The sequence below is a fragment of the Micromonospora sp. WMMD712 genome, assembly GCF_029581295.1.
In the GTDB taxonomy this organism is placed as follows: Bacteria; Actinomycetota; Actinomycetes; order Mycobacteriales; family Micromonosporaceae; genus Micromonospora; species Micromonospora carbonacea.
On record NZ_CP120743.1, the window covers coordinates 7,448,193 to 7,471,529 of the forward strand.

The 23,337-nt window shown below is 75.9% G+C and carries 20 protein-coding genes and 2 pseudogenes; 9 read left to right on the forward strand and 13 right to left on the reverse strand.

Annotated elements, in window-relative coordinates; all coding sequences use genetic code 11:
• Positions 1-6: 6 nt before the first annotated feature.
• A pseudogene (locus tag O7633_RS31570) lies at positions 7-1,773 on the forward strand (glycoside hydrolase family 15 protein); the annotation flags it as partial.
• Positions 1,774-1,940: 167 nt separating this feature from the next.
• Complete coding sequence (locus O7633_RS31575; protein WP_074475926.1) at positions 1,941-2,720, forward strand: glucose 1-dehydrogenase; 780 nt, start codon at positions 1,941-1,943, stop codon at positions 2,718-2,720.
• A 141-nt stretch (positions 2,721-2,861) separates the two neighbouring features.
• Here O7633_RS31575 and O7633_RS31580 read toward each other — a convergent pair whose 3' ends face one another.
• Together O7633_RS31580 and O7633_RS31585 are read right to left on the reverse strand one after the other, a co-directional pair.
• Positions 2,862-4,247 carry a glycoside hydrolase family 6 protein gene (locus tag O7633_RS31580; RefSeq protein WP_282325014.1) on the reverse strand — a complete coding sequence of 462 codons (1,386 nt, stop codon included), beginning with the start codon at positions 4,245-4,247 and terminating at the stop codon, positions 2,862-2,864.
• A 120-nt stretch (positions 4,248-4,367) separates the two neighbouring features.
• Positions 4,368-4,949 (reverse strand): XRE family transcriptional regulator, encoded by a 582-nt coding sequence (locus O7633_RS31585; RefSeq protein ID WP_282325015.1) that lies wholly within the window; start codon positions 4,947-4,949, stop codon positions 4,368-4,370.
• A gap of 51 nt (positions 4,950-5,000) precedes the next feature.
• Here O7633_RS31585 and O7633_RS31590 point away from each other — a divergent pair, with 51 nt between their 5' ends.
• Positions 5,001-5,963 carry an FAD-dependent oxidoreductase gene (locus O7633_RS31590; protein ID WP_282325016.1) on the forward strand — a complete coding sequence of 321 codons (963 nt, stop codon included), beginning with the start codon at positions 5,001-5,003 and terminating at the stop codon, positions 5,961-5,963.
• 53 nt (positions 5,964-6,016) lie between these two features.
• On the opposite strand, the gene O7633_RS31595 is transcribed toward O7633_RS31590, so the two are convergent.
• On the reverse strand, positions 6,017-7,306 hold the full coding sequence (locus O7633_RS31595) for a cation:proton antiporter (protein WP_282325017.1): 1,290 nt from the start codon (positions 7,304-7,306) through the stop codon (positions 6,017-6,019).
• 134 nt (positions 7,307-7,440) lie between these two features.
• Positions 7,441-9,564 (reverse strand): SpoIIE family protein phosphatase, encoded by a 2,124-nt coding sequence (locus tag O7633_RS31600; protein WP_282325018.1) that lies wholly within the window; start codon positions 9,562-9,564, stop codon positions 7,441-7,443.
• A gap of 211 nt (positions 9,565-9,775) precedes the next feature.
• Between O7633_RS31600 and O7633_RS31605 the strand changes: the two genes are divergently transcribed.
• Positions 9,776-10,651 (forward strand): hypothetical protein, encoded by an 876-nt coding sequence (locus O7633_RS31605; RefSeq protein ID WP_278133902.1) that lies wholly within the window; start codon positions 9,776-9,778, stop codon positions 10,649-10,651.
• Positions 10,652-10,775: 124 nt separating this feature from the next.
• Here O7633_RS31605 and O7633_RS31610 read toward each other — a convergent pair whose 3' ends face one another.
• A complete protein-coding gene (locus O7633_RS31610) occupies positions 10,776-11,150 on the reverse strand; it encodes a DUF6401 family natural product biosynthesis protein (protein WP_178064237.1) in 375 nt (124 codons plus the stop codon).
• A 167-nt stretch (positions 11,151-11,317) separates the two neighbouring features.
• On the opposite strand from O7633_RS31610, the gene O7633_RS31615 reads away from it, so the two are divergent.
• Entirely contained in the window at positions 11,318-11,761 is a 444-nt protein-coding gene (locus O7633_RS31615; protein ID WP_282325019.1) for a hypothetical protein, read from the forward strand.
• Positions 11,762-12,261: 500 nt separating this feature from the next.
• Here the strand turns inward: O7633_RS31615 and O7633_RS31620 are convergent, their stop codons facing one another.
• Positions 12,262-12,474 carry a hypothetical protein gene (locus tag O7633_RS31620; RefSeq protein ID WP_074475935.1) on the reverse strand — a complete coding sequence of 71 codons (213 nt, stop codon included), beginning with the start codon at positions 12,472-12,474 and terminating at the stop codon, positions 12,262-12,264.
• A 163-nt stretch (positions 12,475-12,637) separates the two neighbouring features.
• Between O7633_RS31620 and O7633_RS31625 the strand changes: the two genes are divergently transcribed.
• A complete protein-coding gene (locus O7633_RS31625; protein ID WP_282325020.1) occupies positions 12,638-13,825 on the forward strand; it encodes an MFS transporter in 1,188 nt (395 codons plus the stop codon).
• 37 nt (positions 13,826-13,862) lie between these two features.
• Here the strand turns inward: O7633_RS31625 and O7633_RS31630 are convergent, their stop codons facing one another.
• The 4 genes from O7633_RS31630 to O7633_RS31645 all read right to left on the reverse strand — a co-directional run bounded on the left by O7633_RS31630 (position 13,863) and on the right by O7633_RS31645 (position 16,185).
• Positions 13,863-14,126 (reverse strand): hypothetical protein, encoded by a 264-nt coding sequence (locus tag O7633_RS31630; RefSeq protein WP_074475937.1) that lies wholly within the window; start codon positions 14,124-14,126, stop codon positions 13,863-13,865.
• A gap of 98 nt (positions 14,127-14,224) precedes the next feature.
• The gene (locus O7633_RS31635) at positions 14,225-14,686 is read right to left on the reverse strand and encodes an SRPBCC family protein (protein WP_077937211.1); all 462 of its coding nucleotides are present in this window, start codon (positions 14,684-14,686) and stop codon (positions 14,225-14,227) included.
• Positions 14,687-14,738: 52 nt separating this feature from the next.
• Positions 14,739-15,155, reverse strand: coding sequence for a DUF2795 domain-containing protein (locus tag O7633_RS31640; protein ID WP_282325021.1), 417 nt, complete (start codon positions 15,153-15,155; stop codon positions 14,739-14,741).
• A gap of 46 nt (positions 15,156-15,201) precedes the next feature.
• Positions 15,202-16,185 (reverse strand): YihY/virulence factor BrkB family protein, encoded by a 984-nt coding sequence (locus O7633_RS31645; protein ID WP_282325022.1) that lies wholly within the window; start codon positions 16,183-16,185, stop codon positions 15,202-15,204.
• A gap of 174 nt (positions 16,186-16,359) precedes the next feature.
• Between O7633_RS31645 and O7633_RS31650 the strand changes: the two genes are divergently transcribed.
• Positions 16,360-16,764 (forward strand): ChaB family protein, encoded by a 405-nt coding sequence (locus O7633_RS31650; protein WP_178064242.1) that lies wholly within the window; start codon positions 16,360-16,362, stop codon positions 16,762-16,764.
• Positions 16,765-16,821: 57 nt separating this feature from the next.
• Here O7633_RS31650 and O7633_RS31655 read toward each other — a convergent pair whose 3' ends face one another.
• On the reverse strand, positions 16,822-18,255 hold the full coding sequence (locus tag O7633_RS31655; RefSeq protein ID WP_282325023.1) for an aldehyde dehydrogenase family protein: 1,434 nt from the start codon (positions 18,253-18,255) through the stop codon (positions 16,822-16,824).
• Positions 18,256-18,327: 72 nt separating this feature from the next.
• Between O7633_RS31655 and O7633_RS31660 the strand changes: the two genes are divergently transcribed.
• Positions 18,328-19,965, forward strand: coding sequence for an NAD(P)/FAD-dependent oxidoreductase (locus tag O7633_RS31660; RefSeq protein WP_278133918.1), 1,638 nt, complete (start codon positions 18,328-18,330; stop codon positions 19,963-19,965).
• Between the two features lie 18 nt (positions 19,966-19,983).
• Here O7633_RS31660 and O7633_RS31665 read toward each other — a convergent pair whose 3' ends face one another.
• Positions 19,984-20,751: a polyprenol monophosphomannose synthase gene (locus tag O7633_RS31665; protein ID WP_074475942.1), complete on the reverse strand. Its 768-nt coding sequence runs from the start codon at positions 20,749-20,751 to the stop codon at positions 19,984-19,986.
• A 147-nt stretch (positions 20,752-20,898) separates the two neighbouring features.
• Positions 20,899-21,327, reverse strand: coding sequence for an SRPBCC family protein (locus O7633_RS31670; protein WP_347405215.1), 429 nt, complete (start codon positions 21,325-21,327; stop codon positions 20,899-20,901).
• Between the two features lie 198 nt (positions 21,328-21,525).
• On the opposite strand from O7633_RS31670, the pseudogene O7633_RS31675 reads away from it, so the two are divergent.
• Positions 21,526-23,157 (forward strand): annotated as a pseudogene (locus O7633_RS31675) (HAD-IIIA family hydrolase); the annotation flags it as partial.
• Positions 23,158-23,337 lie beyond the last annotated feature (180 nt).

Genomic DNA, 23,337 nt, shown 5'->3' on the forward strand with positions numbered 1-23,337 from the left:
ACCGGCGTGGACAGCGGACGGATCAGCGAACAAGGCTTCCTGGCCGACGGCCGCAGCGCGGCCCTGGTCGACCGGGCCGGCTCGGTCAACTGGTGGTGCCCGGCGCGGTTCGACGCCCCGTCGGTCTTCGGCCGCCTGCTCGGCGACGACGCGGGCCACTGGTCGATCCGCCCCGAGGCCGGGTTCACCAGCGAACGCTCCTACCTGGACGACACGCTCGTGCTGCGTACCGTCTTCACCACCGCCGACGGGTCGGTGGCGGTGACGGACGCGCTCGCGCTGGAGCCCGGCGCGCGCGGGCACGACATCGGCCGGCGCTCGCCCCGGGTGCTCGCCCGGCTGGTGGAGGGCGTCTCCGGTGCGGTGCCGGTGCGGCTGACCTACCGGCCCCGCTTCGAGTACGGGCGGGTCGCCGCGTATCTGGTCGCGCACCCCGGGGGGCTCGACGCGACGGCCGGGGCGGCCCGGCTGCGGCTGCGCGGCGACGTGCCGCTGACCTGCGGCGAGAGCGAGGCCACCGCCACGTTCACCGTCCGGGCCGGCGAATCCTACGGCTTCACCCTGGGGTACGCCCCGGCGTACGACGGCGGGGAGCCGGCGACGCCGGACGCGGCGGCGACGGTGGCCGAGACGGCGGCCGGCTGGCGTTCCTGGGCGGGGCTGCACCCGTACCAGGGCCGCTGGCCGGAGCTGGTGCGGCGCAGCGCGCTGGTGGTGCAGGGCATGACGTACCAGCCCAGCGGCGCGATCGTCGCGGCGGCGACCACCTCGCTGCCGGAGGCGCTGGGCGGGGACCGCAACTACGACTACCGCTTCGTCTGGGTGCGGGACTTCAGCCTGACCCTGCGGGCGCTGTGGCTGGCGGCCTGCCCCGACGAGGCCAACCGGCAGTTCGCCTGGGTGGCGCGGGCGATGGGCCGCATCGGCAACCAGCCGGTGCCCATCATGTACGGCGTCGAGGGGGAGCGGGACCTCACCGAGCACCGGCTCGACCACCTCGCCGGGTACGCCGAGAGCCGGCCCGTCTTCGTCGGCAACGACGCGTGGCGGCAGCGGCAGACCGACGTGCTCGGGGAGATCATCGACGCGGCGTGGCTGATGCGCCACTACCTCGACCCGATGGACCCGGAGGTGCGCCAGCTCCTGCGCGGCCTGGCCGACCGGGCCGTCGCCGACTGGCACCTGCCCGACTCCGGGATGTGGGAGGCCCGCGACGCCGAGCGGCACTACGTGTCGTCGAAGGTGCAGTGCTGGGCCGCCCTGGACCGGGCGGTGCGCTTCGGGTCCCGCCTCGGCGACGCCGCCGACGTGGCCCGCTGGGCGGACGCCCGGGACGCCGTCCGCGCGGCGGTGCTGCGGCGGGGCTGGAACGAGCGCGTCGGCGCGTACACCGGGGCTTTCGAATCGGCGGACCTGGACGCCTCGGTGCTGCTCATGCCGCTGGTGGGGTTCCTGCCCGCCGACGACCCCCGGATGCGCGCCACCATCGACGTCGTCGAAGCGCGGCTGTCCCACGACGGCCTGCTGCGCCGCTGGGACGGCGACCCGGCGGGCTTCGTCATCTGCTCGTTCTGGCTGGTGGGCTGCCTGGCCATGGCCGGCGAGGTGGACCGGGCCGAGCGGCTGTTCGAGTCCCTCGCCGGCCGGGTCAACGACCTGGGCCTGTTCGCCGAGCAGATCGACCAGGCCACCGGGGAGCAGCTCGGCAACTTCCCGCAGGCGTTCTCGCACATCGGATTGATCAACGCCGCCGGCCAGCTGACGGAGGCGACGGCCGGCCGGAGACCCGCCGACATCGACGCCAACGCCGACGCCGACGCCGACGCCGACGCCGACGCCAACGCCGACGCCGACGCCGACGAGCGGCGACGCGCAACGGGTGCGGACCGCCCGCGCCAGACCGTGCCGACGGGCACGGCACGACCGGAGGGAGCACGCTGATGACCGGACGGCTCGACGGGAGGACGGCCCTGATCACCGGCTCGGACTCGGGGATCGGGCAGGCCAGCGCCATCGAGTTCGCCCGCGAGGGCGCCGACGTGGTGGTGCACTACCTGCACGACCGGCAGGGGGCCGAGCACACCCGGGACCGGGTGGAGCGGGCCGGCCGGCGGGCGGTGGTGATGCGCTGCGACATCACCGACGAGCAGGACGTCGAGGCGATGTTCGACGCGGCCATCGCCGAGTTCGGCAGCCTCGACGTGCTGATCAACGACGCCGGGGTCGACGCCTCCGGCATCCCCGTGGCGGACCTGGACACCGAGACGTGGGACCGGGCGATCCGGACCAACGTGTACGGGGCGTTCTTCTGCTCCCGGCGGTTCGTCCAGCACCGCCGCGACCAGGGCGGCCACGGAAAGATCATCAACATCACGTCCATCCACCAGGAGGTGGCCCGCGCCGGCGGCTCGGACTACGACACCAGCAAGGGGGCGCTGCTGGAGTTCGCCAAGAGCCTCGCGCTGGAGGTCGCCCCGATGCACCTCAACGTCAACAACATCGGGCCCGGGATGGTGCTCACCCCGTTCAACCAGAAGGCCATCGACGACCCGGCCTACCTGGAGGAGCAGGTGCAGTCGATCCCGTGGAAGCGGGCCGCCGAGCCCGAGGAGATCGGCCGGCTGGCCGTCTTCCTGGCCAGCGACGACGCCGACTACGTGACCGGGTCGACGTACTTCATGGACGGCGGGCTCATGCAGAACCAGGGCCAGGGCGCCTGAGCGGCGTCGCCGCCCGCCCGACGGGTCCGGGCCCCGGCCCCCGCGCTTCTCGCGCGGCGGCCGGGGCCCGGTGGTGGTGGCGGTCGTGAGAAGGGGACCCTTCTATACCGCAGGCGTTAACAAGGGGCCCTTCCTTGTTCCTCAGTTGCAGCGGGTGCCGTTGAGGGCGAAGCCGCTGGGGGCGGGCAGCGAGGACCCGGAGAAGGTGCCCTGGAACCCGACGCTCACCGTGCCGTTGGCCGGCAGGTTGCCGTTCCAGGCCACGTTGCGGACGAGCAGCGTGTCGCCGCTCTGGCTCCACTCGCCGTTCCAGCCGCTGGACAGCCGGACCCCGGCGCTGGCCGGGAAGCCGAAGCTGAGCGACCAGGCGTTGAGCGCGCTTCCGCCGTTGGTGATCCGCAGCTCGGCGGTGAACCCGCCGGTCCACGTGTTCGGGGTGAAGGTGACCGTGCACCCGCCGGCCGGTGGGTTCGTCGTCGGGGGCGCGGTGGTCGGGGGCGCGGTGGTCGGCGGGGCGGTCGTGGGCGGGGCGGTGGTCGGCGGGGTCGTCGTCGGCAGCGGGCCGGCGGCGATCGCCAGGTCGTAGGCCCGCTGCGGGACGAACTGGCCGGCGGCGGCGATGCAGCCGTCGGCCTCGCCGGGCAGCTTCACCCACAGGAACGCGTCGATCGCCGAGTCGCCGGTGGCGGTGGTGCTCGGCGTGCCGATCGCCCGCCCCGGCGGGTCGCACCACTCGGAGCCGAGCGGGCCGTTGCCGTTGCGGCTGGTGTCGATGACGGCCTTCAGCCGGGACACGCCGGTGGCGGCGATGACCTGCTTGGCGTACGACACGGACTCGGCCGTGGTGCGGTAGTTCGACACGTTCAGCGAGATGCCGTCGGCGCTGTTGGCGATGTCGGCCCCGTTGAGCCGGGACGCGATCTCGCCGGGGGCCAGCCACGCCGAGTTGCCCGCGTCGAAGTAGACCTTGGCCTGGGACGAGCCCGACTTGAGCTTCTTGCCGGCGTACGCCATCGACGCCCGCGTCTCGGCCTGCTGGCTGGAGTTCTGGCAGTTCGTCATGATCGGCAGGACGTCGGGCTCCAGCACGATCGTGGCGGGCCGCCCCGCCAGGCCGGCGGCGACCTGGTCGACCCACTGCCGGTAGGCCGAGTGGCTGGGCGCGCCGCCGGTGCTGGCCCCGCTGCAGTCGCGGTTGGGGATGTTGTAGACCACCATGATCGGGATCTTCCCGGCCGCGGCGGCGGCACCGACGTACTGGTCCACCTCGGAGCGTACGGTCGAGGTGTTGGTGGTGGTGAACCAGCGGCCCTGCGGCACGCTGGCGATCCGGTCCCGGATCACGGCGGCGCGCGAGTCGCCGGGGTTGGCGGCGACCCAGCGGGCGGCGCTGGCCTGCGGGTCGACGTAGAACGCGGAGTCGGCGGCGGCGGCCGGGGTGGCCCCGAGCAGGCCGACGGCGACGGTGGCGGCGGTGAGTGCGGTCGCGCCGGCGGCCACGGCCGCGAGCGCCGGTCTGCTTCTCATGGGCGTCGTCCTCCACGGATCGATGAATATGCGTGGAAGCGCTCCCACGCTTTCTCGACAAGGTACGCGTCCATTGCCGGCATGTGAAGACCCTGTGACGTTGTTCGATCGGTTTCGGGGTCACGCCTTCGGGCGGGCGCGCAGGTGGGCCCGCTCGCCCTGGCTGCCGAACAGGCTGAGGAACTCCACCGGCCCGGGATCGGCGGCCCCGAACCAGTGCGGCAGGCGGGTGTCGAACTCGGCCGCCTCGCCGGGGGAGAGCACCAGGTCCCGCTCGCCGAGCACCATTCGCAGCCGGCCGTTGAGCACGTACAGCCACTCGTAGCCCTCGTGGGTCTGCGGGTCCGGCTCCCGGCGGACGCTGCCCGCCGGGATCACCAGCTTGTACGCCTGGATGCCGCCTGCCCGGCGGGTCAGCGGCAGCATGATCATGCCGTGCCGGGTCACGGGGCGCAGGTGGATGCGCGGGTCCCCGGTCGGCGGGGCGTCCACCAGGTCGTCGAGGGTCACCCCGTGCGCCCGCGCCAGGGGGAGCAACTGCTCCAGGGCCGGCCGGCGGGCACCGGACTCCAGCCGGGACAGGGTGCTCACCGAGATGCCGGTCTCCGCGGACAGCTCGGCCAGCGTCGTCCCGCGCTGCCGGCGCAGCGCCCGCAGCCGGGGCCCGACCCCGGCGAGCGCCCGATCCAGGTCGTCGGTCACCCCACGAGCTTGCCAGACCCGCCGAGGAGCCCCACCCCCTACGATCATCGGATGGGAGCGGACCGGACGCGGGTCGTGGTGGTCGGGGCGGGCATCGCCGGGGTGGCCTGCGCCGCCGAGCTGCACCGGGCGGGGATCCCCGTCCAGGTCCGCGAGCGCGGCCGGGTGCCGGGCGGCCGGATGGCCAGCAAGCGGTTCGACGGGCGGCCGGCGGACCTCGGCGCGGCGTACTTCACCGTGAGCGATCCCGGCTTCGCCGAGGTGGTACGCGGCTGGGCGGCCGCCGGGCTGGCCCGGGAATGGACCGGCACGTTCGTGGCCTACTCGGCCGACGGCCGGCGGGAGGTGCCCGGCCCGATGCGCTGGGCCGCCCCGCGCGGGCTGCGCTCCCTGGTCGAGCACCTGGCCGCCGACCTGCCCGTCGTCGTCGACCGGCTGGTGCTCGGCGTCGGGCCGGGGCCGACGGTCGACGGGGAGCCCTGCGCCGCCGTGGCGCTGGCCATGCCCGGCCCCCAGGCGGCGCTGCTGCTCGACCCGGCGCTGGGGGCGGCCACCGCCGCCGTGCGGGCGCAGCGGTGGTCGCCGACGCTCAGCGGGGTGCTGCGCTTCCCGGCCCGGTGCTGGCCGGACTTCCGGGGCGCGTTCGTCAACGACCACCCGCTGCTCAACCTCGTCTGCGACGACGGCGACCGGCGCGGCGACGGTGCCCCGGTGCTCGTCGCGCACACCACGCCCGGGTTCGCCGCCGGGCACCTGGCCCAGCCCACCGGTGCGGCGCGCGCCATCGAGGAGGCCGTCCGCGACCTGCTCGGCCTGCCCGACCGCGCCGAGCACGTGCACGTGCACCGCTGGACGTACGCGAAGCCCGTCGACCGGGCCGGCGACGGCACGTACCACCTCGACGCCGACGGCATCGGCCTGGCCGGCGACGCCTTCGGCGAGCCCCGGATCCAGAGCGCCTGGCGCTCCGGCCGAGACCTAGGCCGAGCCCTGAAAACCCGCCTAACGGCCTGACCCCGCACCCCCCGCCCTCGGCGATCTTGCAGTTGCGGCCCTTGGAACGGGGCTTATGTCCGTTGTTCCCGGGCCGTAAGTGCAAGATCGCGGGAGGCGGGGGAGCCGGTGCGTTCGCCCTCGCGGTCGAGGAGCTGCATGACCGGTGTGGCGGCCACCCCGTGCACCACCACCGACACGATCACCACCAGACCGACCGTCGCCCACAGCAGCTCCGCCTGCGGGAAGTCGGCCTTCGTCGTCGCGTACGCCAGGTAGTAGAACGAGCCGACGCCCCGGATGCCGAACAGGGCGATCACCCAGTGCTCCGCCGGCCGGCCCGGCGCGCCGCGCAACGACAGCCAGCCGACCAGCGGCCGGACCACGAAGACCAGCGCCAGCCCGACCAGCGCCGCCGGCCAGGTCAGCGGGGCGAGCAGCCCGCCGACCACCGCGCCGCCGAACAACAGCAGCAACAGGACGGTCAGCAGCCGCTCGACCTGCTCGGCGAAGTCGTGCAGCACCGAGTGGAACTCGTGGGTGCGCTCGGCCGCCCGGATGGCCCGGGCCGCCACGAACACGGCCAGGAAGCCGTAACCACCCACGACCTCCACCAGCCCGTACGCCAGGAACGTCGCGGCCAGCGCCAGGAACCCCTCGGCGTGGCGGGCCAGCCGCAACTGACTCGGGGCCCGGAAGAACAGCTTGCCGAGCAGCCAGCCGACCGCCAGGCCCCCGCCGACGCCGACGGCCAGCTTGTAGAGCACATCGACGGCGAACCAGTCGACGAACCACTCGCGCGGGGCGAGCCCGGCCGTGGCGATCGCGACGGCCGCGTACACGAAGGGGAAGGCCAGGCCGTCGTTGAGACCGGCCTCGCTGGTCAGCGCGAACCGCACCTCGTCCTCGGAGTCCTCCACGTCGGTCGGCTCGCCGACCTGCACGTCGGAGGCGAGCACCGGGTCGGTCGGGGCGAGCGCCGCGCCGAGCAGCAGCGCGGCGGCCGGCACCAGCCCCGCCCACCACCAGCCCAGCAGCGCCACCGCCGCGATGCACAGCGGCATCGCGATCGCCAGCAGCCGCCAGGTGGACGACCACCTGGCCCAGCTCAGCGGGCGGTCGATCTTCAGCCCGGCGCCCATCAGCGCCACGATCACGCCGATCTCGGTGAGGTGGGTGGCGATCTCGGAGTGCTCCAGCGGGTCCGGGTCGGGCAGCCCGGTCGGCAGGATGAAGATCAGCATGCCGAGGCCGAGGAACGCGATCGGCATCGACAGGGGCCGGCGCTCCAGCACCCGGGGGAGGATCCCGGCGAGCAGGGCGCCCAGCCCCACCACCGCGAACGAGACGTCTACCGGCTCCACGGCACCACCCTTCCGCCCGCCCGCGAGATGCGGGCGAGTGGTGACGGACCTTGCCCCGTGCACGGCCGCCGTAAGCGTGCCCGCCGCAATCGATGTGTCGCGGCCCGGCGGCCCTACCCGGCCGGGGCGGCGCGTCAACCGGCCGGGATGAGGATCTCGAACCAGACCGTCGAGCCCCGGACCGTCGGGTCGGTGCCCCAGGCGTCGCTGAGCTGCTCGATCAGGCCGAGCCCCCGGCCCCGGCTGCTCAACGTGTCGGTGTGGGCCCGCGTCACGGTGCCCCGGGTGCCCGAGTCGGCCACCGACACCAGCAGCCGCTCCGGGCTGAGGTCGATCTCGACGCGGGCGGCGGTGCCCGCGTGCAGCAGCGCGTTGGTGGTCAGCTCGCTGGTGCACAGCACCGCGGCGCCGACCACGGCCTCCGGCACCTGCCAGTCGGTGAGCTGGGCGGTCATCCAGTGCCGCACCCGGCTCGGCGCGGTCGGCTCCGCCGGCACCTCCATGCCCGCCGAGCGGCTGGGGATCAGCGCATGCTCCACCGCCAGCACCGCCACGTCGTCCTCCGTGGCACCGGCGACGGCCGCCGTCGCCACCGCGCACAGCGCCCGGGGATCGCCGCTGGCCGCCCCCGCCACGGCGGCGGCCAGGCTGTCCAGCCCGGCGACGAGGCTCTGCCGCCGCCGCTCCACCACGCCGTCGCTGAACAGCAGCAGGGTGTCGCCGGGGGCGAAGCGGACGGTGGTGGTGCGCGGGGCGCAGCCCAGCCCGAGCGGTGCGCCGGGCGGCACGTCCAGGTATTCGGCCACGGGCTCCCCGCCGGGCCCGCCCCGGCGCACCAGCGGCGCGGGGTGCCCGGCGCTGGCCAGGGTGAGCCGCTCCCGCTGCGCGTCGACCACCCCGAACACCACGGTCACGAACAGCTCCTGGCTGCCGGTCTCGGCACCGAGGCTGCTCACCAGGCGGTCCAGCCCGGCGAGCACGGCGTCGGGCCGGGGATCGGTCAGGGCCAGCGCGCGCAGCGCCGCCCGGACCTGACCCATCCGGGCCGCCGCCTGCACGTCGTGGCCCGCCACGTCGCCGAGGACGACCCCCAGCTCGCCGCTGGGCAGCAGGAACGCGTCGTAGAAGTCGCCACCGGCGGCGTTGCCGTCGACACCGGCGTCGTAGCGGGCGGCGATCCGCAGCCGGGGCAGGGCCGGCAGGTGCTCCGGCAGCATGCTGCGTTGCAGCAGCTGGGCGGTGCCGTGCTGGGTCTCGAACCGGCGGGCGCGCTCGGCGGCCTGGCCGATCAGCTCGGCCGAGGCGGCCAGCAGGGCCCGTTCGGCGGCCGACCAGGCGCGCGCCGCGTGGTAGCCGACGGTCATCCCGCCCCGCAGCGCCGACGTGCGCAGCGGCTGGGCGGCCAGCGCCCGCACCTTCTGGTCGTGCCGGTCCACCGCGATGTCCCGCAGCGGCTGCCCGTCGGAGACGAACTGGGCGACCCCGCTGCGCGCGGCGACGATCAACGGCCCGGTGGAGTCGGCGGGCGAGCGCCGCCACAGCGGGGGCAGCCGCTCGTCGGCCTCGTCCAGCAGCTCGCCGCGGACCCGCCGCACCGTGCGCCACCCCGCCCCGTCGTCGACGCCGAAGGTGACCCGGTCGGTGTCGAACGCGGTGAGCAGGTAGCGCAGGGCGACCCGGGCCACGTCGTCCAGGGTGAGGGTGCCGGCGAGCGCGGCGGCCACGTCGCTGAGGCTCTGCAACTGCTCGGTGGCCTGGCTGGTCTCGGCGGTCACGGTCAGCACCCCGACGACCCGCCCCGCGCTGTCGCGCACCGGGGAGTGGCCGCGCGTGAACACCGCCTGGCCCCGGGCGTCGGGCTGCTGCCGGTCGTACGGGAGCACCGCCTCCCGCTCCAGCGACGACTCGCCCTGCCGGTAGGCGCGCTCGAACGCGTCGCCGACGCCCGGCTCGCCCCACACGTCGGCGAACACCTCGCCGGCCGGCCGGCCCGCCGCGCCGGGGTGGCGGTCGCCGATGAGCGTCGCGTACGCGTCGTTGTAGAACAGCAGGAGGTCGTCGCCGAGGGCCAGCGCCATCGGCACCGGCGAGGCGAGGATCAGCTCGGCCGCGCCGCGTACCGCCGGGTCCCAGTGCTGGGGCGGGCCGAGCGTCGTGGCGGCCCGCGACCGGCCGGGAACGACGCCTGCGGCGTCGGGGGCGGACGCCTCCGCGGCGGGCGTAGCTGGCGTGGGGACTCGCCCGACCGTGCCTGGCATGTCCGCAGCCTAGCCGGACCCGCCCGCCGACGGCCCGATCGTGGGGCCGACCGGCGTCGGGCGTCCGCGCGGGGCGGTCGGCCGCTGCCCGTCAGCGCAGGTCAGGCCCGCTCTGGGGGGCGATGTCGGGAAATTCGGTACGTGTCGCGCGGCGTGCGGCGCACCGAGGCGGGTATGCGCGCGCCGAAGTCCATGCGACAGGAGGGACACCATGCAGAAAACCCTCGCGGTCGGGCAGGTAGACATCGGTACGGCCCTGACCGATATGTGGAGGTCGGTGCTGCTCTTCGTCCCGAGGGCGATCGCGTTCATCGTGATCCTCGTGGTGGGGTGGCTCATCGCCAAAGCGGTCCTCAAGATCGTGGACGCGGCACTGGAACGGGTGGGGTTCGACCGCGCGGTCGAACGGGGTGGGATCCGGCGCGCGCTGGAACGCACCAAGTACGACGCCAGCGACATCCTGGCGAAACTGGCGTACTACGCCGTGCTGCTGTTCACCCTGCAGTTCGCCTTCGGGGTGTGGGGGCCGAACGCGATCAGCGACCTGATCCGGGGAGTGGTCTCGTGGCTGCCCCGGGCGTTCATCGCGATCGTCATCGTGGTGGTGGCCGCCGCGATCGCCAACGCGGTGCGGGACCTGGTCACCGGCTTCCTGGGCGGGCTGTCCTACGGCCGGGTGCTGGCCGACCTGACGGCGATCTTCATCCTGGCGCTCGGTGTCATCGCCGCGCTCAACCAGGTGGGCATCGCCACCACGGTCACCACGCCGGTGCTGATCGCGGTGCTCGCCACGGTGGCCGGCATCCTGATCGTCGGCGTCGGCGGCGGCCTGGTGCGGCCGATGCAGAACCGCTGGGAGGGGTGGCTCGACCGGGCCGCCGAGGAGTCCCGGGCGCTGCGGGAGCACCGCCAGGCGCAGGCCACCGGCCGGGGCGACGTCGAACGGCGGATGGCCGACCGGGGCGGCGAGCGCGCCCGGGCCATGCCGGAGGGGTCGATGACCGGCGCCCGTGGTGGGCAGGGGACGTACCGCTCCGGCAACATGCCGGGCGACGAGACCCAGCAGTTCGGCCGCCCGGGTAGCTGACCGGGGTGAGCACGAGACGGAGGGGGCCGCGCGGCCCCCTCTGTCTCGTGCGCCCGGAGCGGACGCAGCCCCGGGGTGGGCGCGTCGCCGGCGAGCGGCCCGCGTCGCCGCGCGGCGCGGGCCGTCAGAGCGTCGGCAGCGGGGCCGGGTGGGTGTCCAGGGCACGGGCCAGGGCGCAGACCGCGAGCAGGCGGACGAGCAGCCAGTCGGGCTCGGCGAAGTCCGCCGAGCGGGTGGGCGGCTGCCAGCCGTGCTCGCGCGCCGCGTCGCGGACGCCCTCGGCGTAGCCGGCGAGCGCGGCGGGGGTCAGCGGCCGGCGGTCGCCGCCGAGGGCGTCCCGGACGGCGGCGGCGTGCTGGTCGACCTCGGCCAGCAGCCCGGGGCGGGTGGCGGCGGCGGCGAGCCCGGCGGTGCCGATCGAGACCGTCAGCACGGCGAGGGCGGAGCTGGCGGAGTCCACGGCGGTGCGGCCCGGGGCCCGGTTCGACGGCAGACGCATGAGGACCGAGGCTAACCGGCCGGTAACCACGCGCGCCTCCACCGCCCGGCCGGTCCCCGGTCCTCCACCGGTCGGCCGGCACCCCGGCCGCCGGGATTGACCCGGCCGGTGCGGGGCAGAAGGGAGGACGGGTCGACACCGGCGCGACCGGCACCGTGGAGGAACGCATGGGACAGCAGGACGGACCCGACGGGCGGCACCGCCGCCCCGCCGGGGTCAGCGACGGCACCGTCGAGGCGCTGGGCAAGCTCAGCGAGGCGCTGGAGACCGTCGAGCGGGCGCGCGGGCACCTCTACGCGTTGCACCAGCTCGTCGGCCACGCCGACCTGATGCTCGACGACGCCGTCGCGCAGTTCCGCGCGGCCGGGCACGACGCGATCGCCGACCGGATCGCCACCGACCTGCTCGGCCGCAACGTGATCGCCGGCCGGTGGACCTTCCAGATCGTCGAGGACTTCGACGACGGGTACTACGCGCTGTTCCGGGACCTCGACCGGCAGGCCCGCGACGAGCTGGTCGGCGGCCGGCGGCACCTGTACGAGGCGGAGCTGAAGGAGCGGCGGCGCACCCGGGGCCGCCCCGGGCACGAGGCGCGCCCGGCCGGCGACTGACGCCGAGCCGGACTGGCGGCGAGCCGGACTGGTGGCGCTCGCGTGGTGGCGCTCGCGTGGCGGCGGACCAGCGCGAGGTCCGGCCCGACCCGGTGGGGGCGCGGGAGCACGGGCCGTCCGCCTGCGGCGGGCGCGCATGTCCGCCCGCCGGGCCGTCACCCTGCGTTGTGCCCACGGGGAAGGGCGGCGCGGTCGCGGTGGAACCCCTTTGCTCTGCACCCGGATACGCAACGGTTCACTCAGCGCAACCGCGCGCGGCGGACTTCGCCGGCGGGATTTCGGACAATCCCCAGCTCGGGCCGGGTGTTGCGTGGGTGGGTGCAGAGCAAAGGACGGGGTGCTGGTGGGCGGGCTGGGTTGGAGGTGACCCAGCGTGAGACGTGACCCAGCGTGAGACGTGACTCAGCGTGAGACGTGACCGGCCCGCGCGTCGGTGCCGTCGTCGTGACCTTCGGTGACCGAACCGGTGGTGCGGTCGAGGGGCCGGTGGCGCCGCTGCGCTAGTCGGAGGAGGGCGCGTTCGCCGGGCGACGGCGGGAGGCGTCGTCGGCGATGATCACCGTGGCGACCATCAGGGCGACGCAGAGGCTGAACAGCCACGAGTCGTCGGTGGCGAACCTGGCGGCGACCGGCGCCTGGGCGGCGGCGAGGAGGAAGCCGAGCCAGGCGAGACGACGCTGACGGACGGTGAGGAAGCCGGAGCCCTGTCGCATTCGGAAAGTCTTGCGCGACGCGCCGGGATCGCCGTCACCCGATCGGACGATTCTGGATGACCTGTCCGGGTTTCCGGCCGTAGGTGCCGCACTTTTTGCCGTTTCGGGGGAGGTGCGGAGAGCCGCTGGTTGCTCCCGCCCGGGTGCGGCAGGATGGTCGATCGTGTCCAGCCCCGCGTCGCCCCGCCCCGCCCTGCTCCTGCTCGCCTACCTCGCCTTCGTCAGCCTCGGCCTGCCCGACGGGCTGCTCGGCGTCGGCTGGCCGTCCATGCGGGCGGACTTCGAGGTGCCCACCGAGGCCGTCGGCCTGATGCTGACCGCCGGGACCACCGGGTACCTCACCGCCAGCGTGCTGGCCGGGTTCTCCCTGGCCCGGCTCGGCGTCGGCCGACTACTCGCCGGCAGCACCCTGCTGGCCAGCCTCGCGCTCACCGGGTACGCGTCCAGCCCGGGGCTCGCCGTCACGACCGGCTGCGCGCTGCTGCTCGGGCTCGGCTCGGGGGCGATCGACTCCGGGCTCAACGCGTACGCGGCCAACGCGTTCGGCCCCCGCCACATGAACTGGATGCACGCCTTCTTCGGCCTCGGCGTCGCCATCGGCCCGCTGATCATGACCGCCGTGCTCAGCGCCGGCATCTCCTGGCGCTGGGGGTACGGCATCGTCGCCGCCGCCCAGCTCGCCCTCGGCACCGCCTTCGCCCTCACTGTGCGGGCCTGGGCCGACCGCACCGCGCCGCCCCCGCCCGCCGCCGGCCCGGCCCCGCTGCCCACCACCGACCCCGTCCGGGTCCGCGACACGCTGCGCCTGCCGGCCGTCTGGCTGGGCTCCCTCGCCTTCGCCGTGTACGTCGCCATCGAGATCGCCGCCGGCCTGTGGGCGTTCCTGCTGCTCACCGAGGGGCGCGGGCTGGCCGCCGGGGTGGCCGGCGTGTGCGTCTCCGGGTACTGGGGGAGCCTGTTCCTGGGGCGGGTGGTGCAGGGCTTCGTCGCCGAGCGCCTCGGCACCGGGCGGGTGCTGCGCGCCAGCCTGCTCGGCATGGTCGCCGGCGCGGTGCTGATCGCCCTGCCCGCGCCGGCCTGGGTGGCGGTCGCCGGCCTGCTGGTGCTGGGTTTCGCCGCCGCGCCCGTGTTCCCGCTGCTCACCCTCGGCACCGCCGAGCGGGTGGGCGCCGCACACGCCGACCGGACCATCGGCGTGCAGATCGCGGCGGCCGGGCTGGGCGGGGCGCTGGTGCCCAGCGGCATCGGCGCGCTGGTCGCGTACACCTCGGTGGAGGCCCTCGGGCCGGCGCTCGTGGTCCTCGCCGCGGCCCTGACCACCCTGCACGCCGTCGCGTCCCGCCGGCCCTGACCGACCCGACCGGCCGTCACCCGGGCCGCCGGCCCGGTCACATGCTGTCGGGGCCGGTCCGTCCCGTGGTCGACGGCCGGTACGCCCGCTCCGCGTCGGTGCGCTCGCGCTCCCGGCCGGCCGGCGACGCGCCCCGGTCCACCGCCTCCGGGCCGTGCCCGAACGCGGCCTCCTCCCCGGCGTCGTTGCCGGTCACGTCGTCGGCCTGCCCGTCGAGGGTCGACCGGGCCAGCGCCCGGTCCAGCTCCTCCAACGGGAGCCGCTGCTCGTCGCGCCACACGTGGCTGTCGTTGTCGGTCATGCCTTCGCCGTACCCGGGCCCGGTGGGCGCAAACGGCCCCGGTCACGACGATGGCCGCCGGCATCCGGCGGCCATCGTCGTGCTCGTGCGGGGGACGGTCAGGGCTGGGGCCGGTCGACGCTGCCGCGCCAGGCGCCGGTCTCCTGACCGCGTCGCTCGATGAACTGCTTGAACCGCTCCAGGTCGCCCTTGGCCCGGCGGTCGACGACGCCCAGCTTGTCGCCGGCCTGCTCCACCACGCCGTGCGGCTCGAACTCCAACTGGAGGGTCACCCGCGTGTTCGCCTCGTCGAGGCGGTGGAAGGTCACCACCCCGGCCTGCTGGGTGCCGCCGGTGGAACGCCAGGCCACCCGCTCGTCGGGCAGCTGCTCGGTGATCTCGGCGTCGAACTCGCGCTTGACCCCGGCGATCTCCACCGTCCAGTGGGTCTTCGTGTCGTTGAGCTGCCGGACCTCCTGCACCCCCTCCATGAAGTGCGGGAACTCCTCGAACTGCGTCCACTGGTCGTACGCGGTCCGGATCGGGACGGACACGTCCACGTGCTCGGTGACGCCACTCATCAGCAATCCTCCTCAGTGCGCGGGTGCGGGGCGGGCCGGGGGACGGTCCCCCTCACCAACGCGTCGTCTCGTTCCTGTGCCCGAGGGCGGCCCACACCTCGGAGACCGTCTGGTAGCGGGTGCCCGGCGGCAGCCCCTCCAGGGCGGCGACCAGGTCGGCCGGCGCGTCGTTGTCGCGCGCGTTGGCGACGAGCGCCTCCCGGTCGCCCGGCAGGGCGGTCATCGTGATGAACCGCCCGAGCCGGCTGCGCCGCTCCACGTCGGCGGGGCTCATCCCCTGCGGCGCGCCGGTGCGCAGCCCGCCCGCCGGGGCCGTGGTGGCCTCCGGCTGGTCCTCGCCGGCCGGCTCGGGCTGGCGGAACTCGTCGACCCGCGAGCCGCCGACGCCGGGGCCCTGGACCAGGCCGCTGACCTCCTGGCTCATCTGCTCGTCGACCCTCGGGCTGTGCTTGCTGCTGCCACGTTCCATGCCTTCTGCGCTACCCGGGGCGAGCGCCGGTAAACCGCGCCGGCCGTCACGGAGCGGCGGGGCTGCGCGGCGGCAGCACCGGCTCCTCCGGGTCCGGCTCACCGGCCTGCAACGCCCGGCCCCGTTGCAGCTCGGCGTTGATCTGCACGCCCAGCATCAGCGCCGAGTTGGACAGGTAGAGCCAGACCAGGAACGCGATCACCGCGCCGAGGCTGCCGTACGTCACGTCGTACGAGCCGAAGTTCGCCACGTACAGGCCGAAGCCGAAGGAGGCCAGCGCCCAGGAGACCAGGGCGACCGCGCCGCCCGGGGTGAGCCAGCGGAACCGGGGCTGGCGCACGTTCGGGGCGATCCAGAACAGCAGCGACAGCAGCACCATCATCACCATGGCCAGCACCGGCCACTTGACCACGCCCCACACCGTGCGGGCCAGCCCGCCCGCGCCCACCAGGTCGCCCACCGCGTCGGTGACCGGGCCGCTGACGATGAGCCCGGTCGCCACCACGGCCAGCAGCAGCATGGTCACGGCGGCCAGCCCGATCTGCAACGGGCGCAGCTTCCACACCGGCCGCCCCTCCTGCACCCCGTAGATGGCGTTGGACGCCCGGGTGAACGCGCCGATGAACCCCGACGCCGACCACAGCGCGCCCAGCAGGCCGAAGCTGAGCAGGGTCTTCGCGCCGCCGCTCTGGTCGACCACGCCCCGCACCACGCTGACGAAGCCCTCGTTGCCGACGACCGACCCGGCCCCGACGTCCCGGGCCAGGTCGATCACCGTGTCGACCGTCCGCTCCCCGTCGGAGACCAGCCCGACCAGGGCGACCACCACGATCGTCGACGGGAACAGCGCGAGCACCCCGTAGTAGGTGAGCGCGGCGGCCCAGTCCGCGCAGTTGTCCTTGACGAAGTTGCGGCCGCTGCGCACCAGCACCCCCCGCCAGGTGGACCAGCTGAGCTGGCGTACCCGGCGGGGCCGCGGGGCCCGCCCCTCGTCGAGGACCGCCGTGTCCGGTTCCGTCGTCGCTGCCATGACCGCCCCCTGCGCGCCGGGCGGCCGGGTGACCGGCACCCGGCGTTCGCCTGGTCCCGCCCGTACCCAACGCCGGAAATCGACAAACCCGACACGGGTCGGGGCGGCCGGCGGTTTGCCCGCCCGCGCCGGGGGAACGGTCATCGGGAAGCAGTCGACGCGGAGGAGGACGACATGCCCGGGCGCGAGGTACTGCCCAGCACGCTGCGGCGCTCCCCGGAGAAGGCGCAGCGCACCTGGGAGAAGACGCACGACTCGGCGGTGGAGACGTACGGCGAGGGGGAGCGGGCGCACCGCACCGCGTTCGCCGCCGTCAAGCACGAGTTCGAGAAGGTCGGCGACCACTGGGAGCCGAAGGGCCGCAAGGGGCCCAGCGACCGGCAGGCGGCCGGCGGCGGGCCGGCGCGGCGCGCGCCCACGGCGGGCGGCGTCGACGCCAACGCCACCAAGGACCACCTGCTGGCGGTGGCCCGCAAGCTGGACGTGCCCGGCCGGTCCCGGATGACGAAGCCGGAGCTGGTCAAGGCCATCGAGAAGGCGAACGACAACGCCACCCGCAAGGCGCGCGGGGGCCGCTGACCGGCCACGACAGCGCGGGGCCCGGGGCCGTCAGGTCCCGAGCCCTCCGCCGTACGCTCACCAGTGGCCGCCGCCCGGGGCCTCGATGTGCACGGCCTTCGTGGCGGTGAACTCGTCCAGCAGCTCCGGGCCGTAGCCGAAACCCTGGCCGCTGCCCCGGCGCGGCTGCGCCGCCCCGCCCGGCGCGCCGCCGAACACGGCGTTGACCTTCACGGTGCCGACCGGCAGCTCCCGCCAGGCCCGCTGGGCGTGACTCATCGAGCCGGTGAGCACCGTCGCCGCCAACCCGTACGGCGAGTCGGCCGCGCACCGCAGCGCCTCGCTGAACGAGTCGACCACCACCACCGGGGCGACCGGCCCGAACGTCTCCTCGCGCACCAGCGTCATCTCGTGCCGGCAGTCGACGACCACCGTCGCCGGGTAGAACGCCCCCGGCCCGTCCGGCAGCGCCCCGCCGGCGCGCAGCCGCGCCCCGCCGGCCACCGCCGCCGTCACCTGCCCGTGCACGTGGTCGCGGTGTCGCCGGTCGACCAGCGGCCCCAGCTCCGTGGCCGGGTCCCGCCCCGACCCGACCCGCAGCGCCCCGGCCCGCCGCACCAGCGCGTCGACGAAGTCCTCCGCCACGTCCCGGTGCACGTAGATCCGCTCCACCGCCACGCAGATCTGCCCCGCGTTGGCGAACGCGCCCAGCGCCGCCTGCTCCGCCGCCCACACCGGGTCGACCCCGGCGTCGACGACGAGGGGGTCGCTGCCGCCGTTCTCCAGCAGCGCCTTCGCCCCGGTGCGGGCCGCCGCCGCGGCGATCCGGCGGCCGGTGGCCGTCGAGCCCACGTGCGCCACCACGTCCACGTCGCCGCCGGCCAGCGCCGCGCCGACCTCCCCGCCGCCGGTGAGCAGCGACAACACCCCCGGCGGCAGGACCTCGTCCAGCGCGCGTGCCAGCAGCCACCCCGTCGCCGGGGTGCGCTCGCTCGGCTTGTACAGCACCGCGTTGCCGGTCACCAGGGCCGCGCCGAGCAGCCCGCAGGAGACCGCCACCGGGTCGTTCCAGGGGGTGATCGCGGCGACCACGCCGCGCGGCTGCGGCGTCATGAAGTCGATCGACCCCGCGCCGCCGAGCAGCGTGCGCCCGCCCCGCACCGGGGCCAGCTCGGCGTACTGTCGCAGGGTGCCGACGCCCGCCTCGACGCCGCCCCGGGCGTCCGCGAGGGGCTTGCCCATCTCCGCCGTCACCGCCGCCGCCAGCTCCTGCGCCGCGGCCTGCACCGCGTCGGCGGCCCGGTGCAGCGCGGCGGCCCGCTCCGCCGGGTCCGTCGCCGCCCACCCGGGCGCGACGCCCCGCGCGGCCTCCACCGCCTTGCCGACCTCGTCCGCCGTCGCCACCGGCACCGTGCTGACCGGGCAGCCGTCGGCCGGATCGTGGACGACCAGCTCGCCCCCCGCGCCGCCGGCCCCCCACACCCCACCGATGAGCTGCGCAACCGTGTACATGCGGCGGTGCATCCCCCGCCCCCGCCCCGGCAAACGCGTTTCGCCCCGGGCGGCCCCGGGTAGGCGGGTCGGATGACCTCGACCGGCCTCCCCACCGCCGCGTCCGGCGGGCCGACCGGCCCGGAGCGCGCCGACGCGATCGTCGTCGGCGCGGGCCACAACGGCCTGGTGGCGGCCAACCTGCTGGCCGACGCCGGCTGGGACGTGCTGGTGCTGGAGGCGACCGGCGCGCCCGGCGGGGCGGTGCGCTCCGCCGAGGTGACCGCCCCCGGCTACCTCAGCGACCTCTACAGCTCCTTCTACCCCCTCGGGTACGCCTCGCCGGTGCTCGCCGGCCTCGACCTCGACCGGCACGGGCTGCGCTGGACCCACGCCCCCGACGTGCTGGCCCACCTGCTGCCCGACGGGCGCGCCGCCGTGCTCAACCGGGACCTCGACGCCACCGCCGCGTCGCTGGCCGCGTTCGCGCCCGCCGACGGGGAACGCTGGCGGCACGCGTACGCCGACTGGCTCGACGTGGCCGGGCCGATGCTGGCCACCATCACCACCCCCTTCCCGCCGGTGCGCGGCGGCGTCGGCCTGCTGCGCCGGCTCAAGGTCGGCGGGGCGCTGCGGCTGGCCCGCCGGCTCGTCGTGCCCGTGCGCAAGCTCGGGTCCGAGCTGTTCGACGGGGAGGGCGGCACGCTGCTGCTGGCCGGCTGCGCCCTGCACACCGACCTCTCGCCGGAGGAGGCCGGCTCCGGCGTCTACGGCTGGCTGCTGGCCATGCTCGGCCAGCAGGTCGGCTGGCCGGTGCCGGTCGGCGGGGCGCAGCGGATCACCGACGCGCTGGTGGACCGGCTCACCCGGCGGGGCGGCCGGATCGTCCACGACGCGCGCGTCGACCGGGTGCTCACCGCCCGGGGCCGGGCGATGGGGGTACGCACCGTCGACGGCCGGGCCTGGCGGGCCCGGCGGGCCGTCCTCGCCGACGTCCCCGCGCCCGCCCTCTTCCTCGACCTGGTCGGCGCGGCGGCGCTGCCGCCCCGGCTGGTGGAGGACCTGGCGCACTTCCGCTGGGACGGCTCCACCCTGAAGGTCGACTGGGCGCTGTCCGGGCCGGTGCCGTGGACCAACCCGGCGGTGGCCGGCGCCGGCACCGTGCACCTCGGCGCGGACCTCGACGGGCTCACGACCTACTCCGCCGAGCTGGCCCGGGGCCAGGTGCCCCGCGACCCGTTCCTGCTGGTGGGGCAGATGAGCGTCGCCGACCCGAGCCACTCCCCGCCGGGCACCGAGTCGCTGTGGGCGTACACCCACCTGCCGTTCCGGCGCGACTGGCGGGCCGAGGACGTCGCCGCGCACGTCGCGCGGATGGAGGACGTGCTGGAGGCCGCCGCCCCGGGGTTCCGCGCGCGGATCCTCGGCCGGCACGTCGCCGGCCCGGCCGACCTGGAACGGGGGGACCCGAGCCTGGTCGGCGGGGCGCTGGGCGGCGGCACCGCGGCGGCGTACCAGCAGCTCTTCCTGCGGCCGATCCCCGGCCTGGGCCGCGCGGACACCCCGGTGGACCGGTTGTACCTGGCCAGCGCCTCCGCGCACCCGGGCGGCGGGGTGCACGGCGCGCCCGGCGCGAACGCCGCGCGGGCCGCGCTGGCCCGCGACCGGGCGCTCACCGGCGGCCTGTACGCGGGCGTGATCGGCGCGGCGCACCGGGCGGTCTACCGCTGAGCGCCGCCCGGTGGCCCGTCAGCCCTCGATGTTGCGGTGCCGGCTGCGCAGCTTGAACGGCATCAGCGCGCTCTCGATCTTGGTGGCGGTGGTCATCTTCGAGGCGCCGTCGCGGCGCTCCTCGAACCGGATCGGCACCTCCAGGATGGTGTGCCCCAGCTTCGTGGCCAGGTAGTGCATCTCCACCTGGAAGCTGTAGCCGTTGGACTGCACCCGGTCCAGCCCGATGTCGCGCAGCGCGTCGGCCCGCCAGATCTTGAAGCCCGCCGTGAGGTCGCGGATGCGCACCCGCAGCAGCGTGTGCACGTAGAGGTTGGCCCAGCCGCTGAGCGCGCGGCGGTAGAGCGGCCACGCCTCGTCGAGCTGCCCGCCCGGCACGTAGCGGGAACCGATGACCACACCCGCCTGCGTGGACAGCAGCGCGCCGAGCATGCCGGGCAGCGCCTCCGGCGGGTGGGACAGGTCCGCGTCCATCTGCGCCACGTACTCCGCGCCGCCGTCGAGGGCCCGGCCGATGCCGTCGACGTACGCCCGGCCGAGGCCCTCCTTGCCGGCGCGGTGCACGACCTCCACCCGGTCGGGGTGCTCGATGGCCAGCTTGTCGGCCACCTCGCCCGTCCCGTCCGGGGAGTTGTCGTCGGCGACCAGCACCTTCAGGCCCGGCAGCGGCAGCGCGAGGAGCCGTTCGACCAGGACCGGGAGGTTCCCCGCCTCGTTGTAGGTGGGAACCACGACGGTCAGGCGTGCGTCCCGCCAGGGGGCGGGCAACTGCACGGGTTCGATCATGACGGACATCCTCGGTTTGCCGACAGGTTTACCTGAGAGGGTAGCCAGTTGCCCGTTCCATGTCGTAATGGCTCCCCGTCCGCCGCGCGCGACACGCCGTGCGCAGGGCGGGGAGCCCGGCGACGCGCCGGAACCGGCCCCGGCGCGTCAGCGGTTCGACCTCTGCCGGGTCGCGATGTCCGACAACCGGCGCAGCGTCTCCTTGTTGCGCTGGTGCAGCACCAGGTCGTTGAGCCTGGTGCGGACCCAGCGCAGCGGGCCGGCGGCGAAGTCCTCGCCGATGCGCACCCGCGTCGCGCCGTCGCCGACGGGCTCCAGGGTGAATACCACGGTCGCCTCGCCCGCCGGCCACAGCCCGGCCTTCAGCACCAGCCGGTGCGGCGGCTCGCAGGCCAGCACGGTCGAGGCGTCCTGGAGGGAGAACGGCCACGGTCCCGCCTTGTGGTGCAGCCGCGCGCCGACGCGGGGCCAGGCGTCGTCCACGTCGCGCACGTGCACCGTGCCCACCACCCAGTCGCTGTACGTCCAGCCGTCGGCGAGCACGTCGAACACCTGCTGCGGGGGTGCCTGGATCACTTTCTCCACAATCGCCACCGCGCCCCCGTACCCCGCTCCCGGCGGCCCCTAACGAGCCCGGCGGGTTAGCTTCTCGGTGGCGGCGGGTATCGCGGCACCGGAGGACGGTGGCCCGACGGCGGCACCGCCGCACCGACGGCGGCGGGCACCGCGCCGCCGACGACGTTTACTCCCCGGGGCGCAGGGAACCCGCCGCCCGTGCGACGGGACCAGAGTGAGCCGGATCAGCGCAGGTCAGCCCGGGTCGACCCGGGTCCTGGCCGGGGCGGGTCCGGCGGTGTCCTGTTCGACGCGGTGCTGCTGGACCGCGACGGCACGCTGGTGGAGGACGTGCCGTACAACGGCGACCCCGACAAGGTGCGCCCGCTGCCGGGCGCGCGGGAGGCCCTGGACCGGCTGCGCGCCGCCGGCCTGCGGCTGGCCGTGGTGACCAACCAGTCCGGACTGGCCCGGGGTTGCTTCACGGCGGGACAGCTCGACCGGGTGCACGCACGCGTCGAGGAGTTGCTGGGGCCGTTCGACTCCTGGCACGTCTGCCCGCACGACGACGCCGCCGGGTGCGACTGCCGCAAGCCCGCCCCGGGCCTCGTGCACGCCGCGGCGGCCCGGCTGGGCACGACGCCGCAGCGCTGCGTGCTGGTGGGGGACATCGGGCGGGACATGGCCGCCGCGCTCGCCGCCGGGGCGCACGGGGTGCTGGTGCCGACGCCCGTGACCCGGCCCGAGGAGGTGGCCGCCGCCCCCTGCGTACGCCCCACCCTGCCGGCGGCGGTCGACGAGATCCTGCGCCGGCAGGCCGCCGTCGCCCCCGGCGCGCCCCGCGCGGCCGGCACGGTGCTGGTGGTGCGCAGCGACTCGGCCGGCGACGTGCTGGTCACCGGGCCCGGCATCCGCGCGGTGGCCGCCCACGCGCGGCGGGTGGTGCTGCTGTGCGGGCCGCGCGGCCGGGCGGCGGCGGAACTGCTGCCCGGGATCGACGAGATCGTCGAGTGGCCCCTGGAGTGGATCGACCCGGACCCGGGCCCGGTGGACCCGGACCGGACCCGCCGGCTGGTGCGCCGCCTCGCGGCCGTGGGCGCGGACGAGGCGGTGATCTTCACCAGCTTCCACCAGTCGCCGCTGCCGCTGGCGCTGCTGCTGCGCCTGGCCGGCGTGCCCCGGATCGCCGCGATCAGCGACGACTACCCCGGCAGCCTGCTCGACGTGCGCCACCGGGTGCCGGCGGGGGTGCCCGAGCCGGAGCGGGCCCTGTCGCTGGCCGCCGCCGCCGGCCACGCCCTGCCCGGCGACGACCAGCCCCGGCTGCGCCTGCGTCGCGACGCGGTGCCCGCCCCGCCGCCGCGACTCGACCGGCCCGGCTACGTGGTGCTGCACCCCGGCTCGACGGCCAGCGCCCGCGCCTGCCCGCCCGAACTGGCCGCCCGGATCGTCCGGGCGCTCGCCGGGGCGGGCCACCGGGTCGTGGTCACCGGCGGACCCGGCGAACGCGAGCTCACCGCCCGGGTGGCCGCCGCCGGCGGCGTCGACCTCGGCGGGCGCACCGGCCTCGCCGAGCTCGCCGGGATCATCGCCGGCGCGGGCGCCCTCGTCGTCGGCAACACCGGCCCCGCCCACCTGGCCGCCGCGCTCGACGTGCCCGTGGTCAGCCTGTTCGCCCCGACCGTCCCGTACGGGCAGTGGGGGCCCTACCGGGTGCCCACCGTGCGCCTCGGCGACGCCGGGGCCGCCTGCCGCGACACCCGCGCCGCCAGCTGCCCCGTCCCCGGGCACCCCTGCCTGGCCGGGATCGACCCCGGCGCGGTCCTCGACGCGTTGCGCCTGCTCGGCGTCCGCGCCGACGCGCCCGCCGGCCCGGCCGGCGCGCCGCGCCCCGACGGCGGCCCGGCCGGCGCGCCCGGCCCCGACGCCGACCCGGCCGGCGCGCCCGGCCCCGACGCCGGCCCGGCCGGCGCGCGCCGTGCGACGGCCGGCGCGCCGGACCGGATGGCCGTGCCGGCCGGCGGCGGGGGC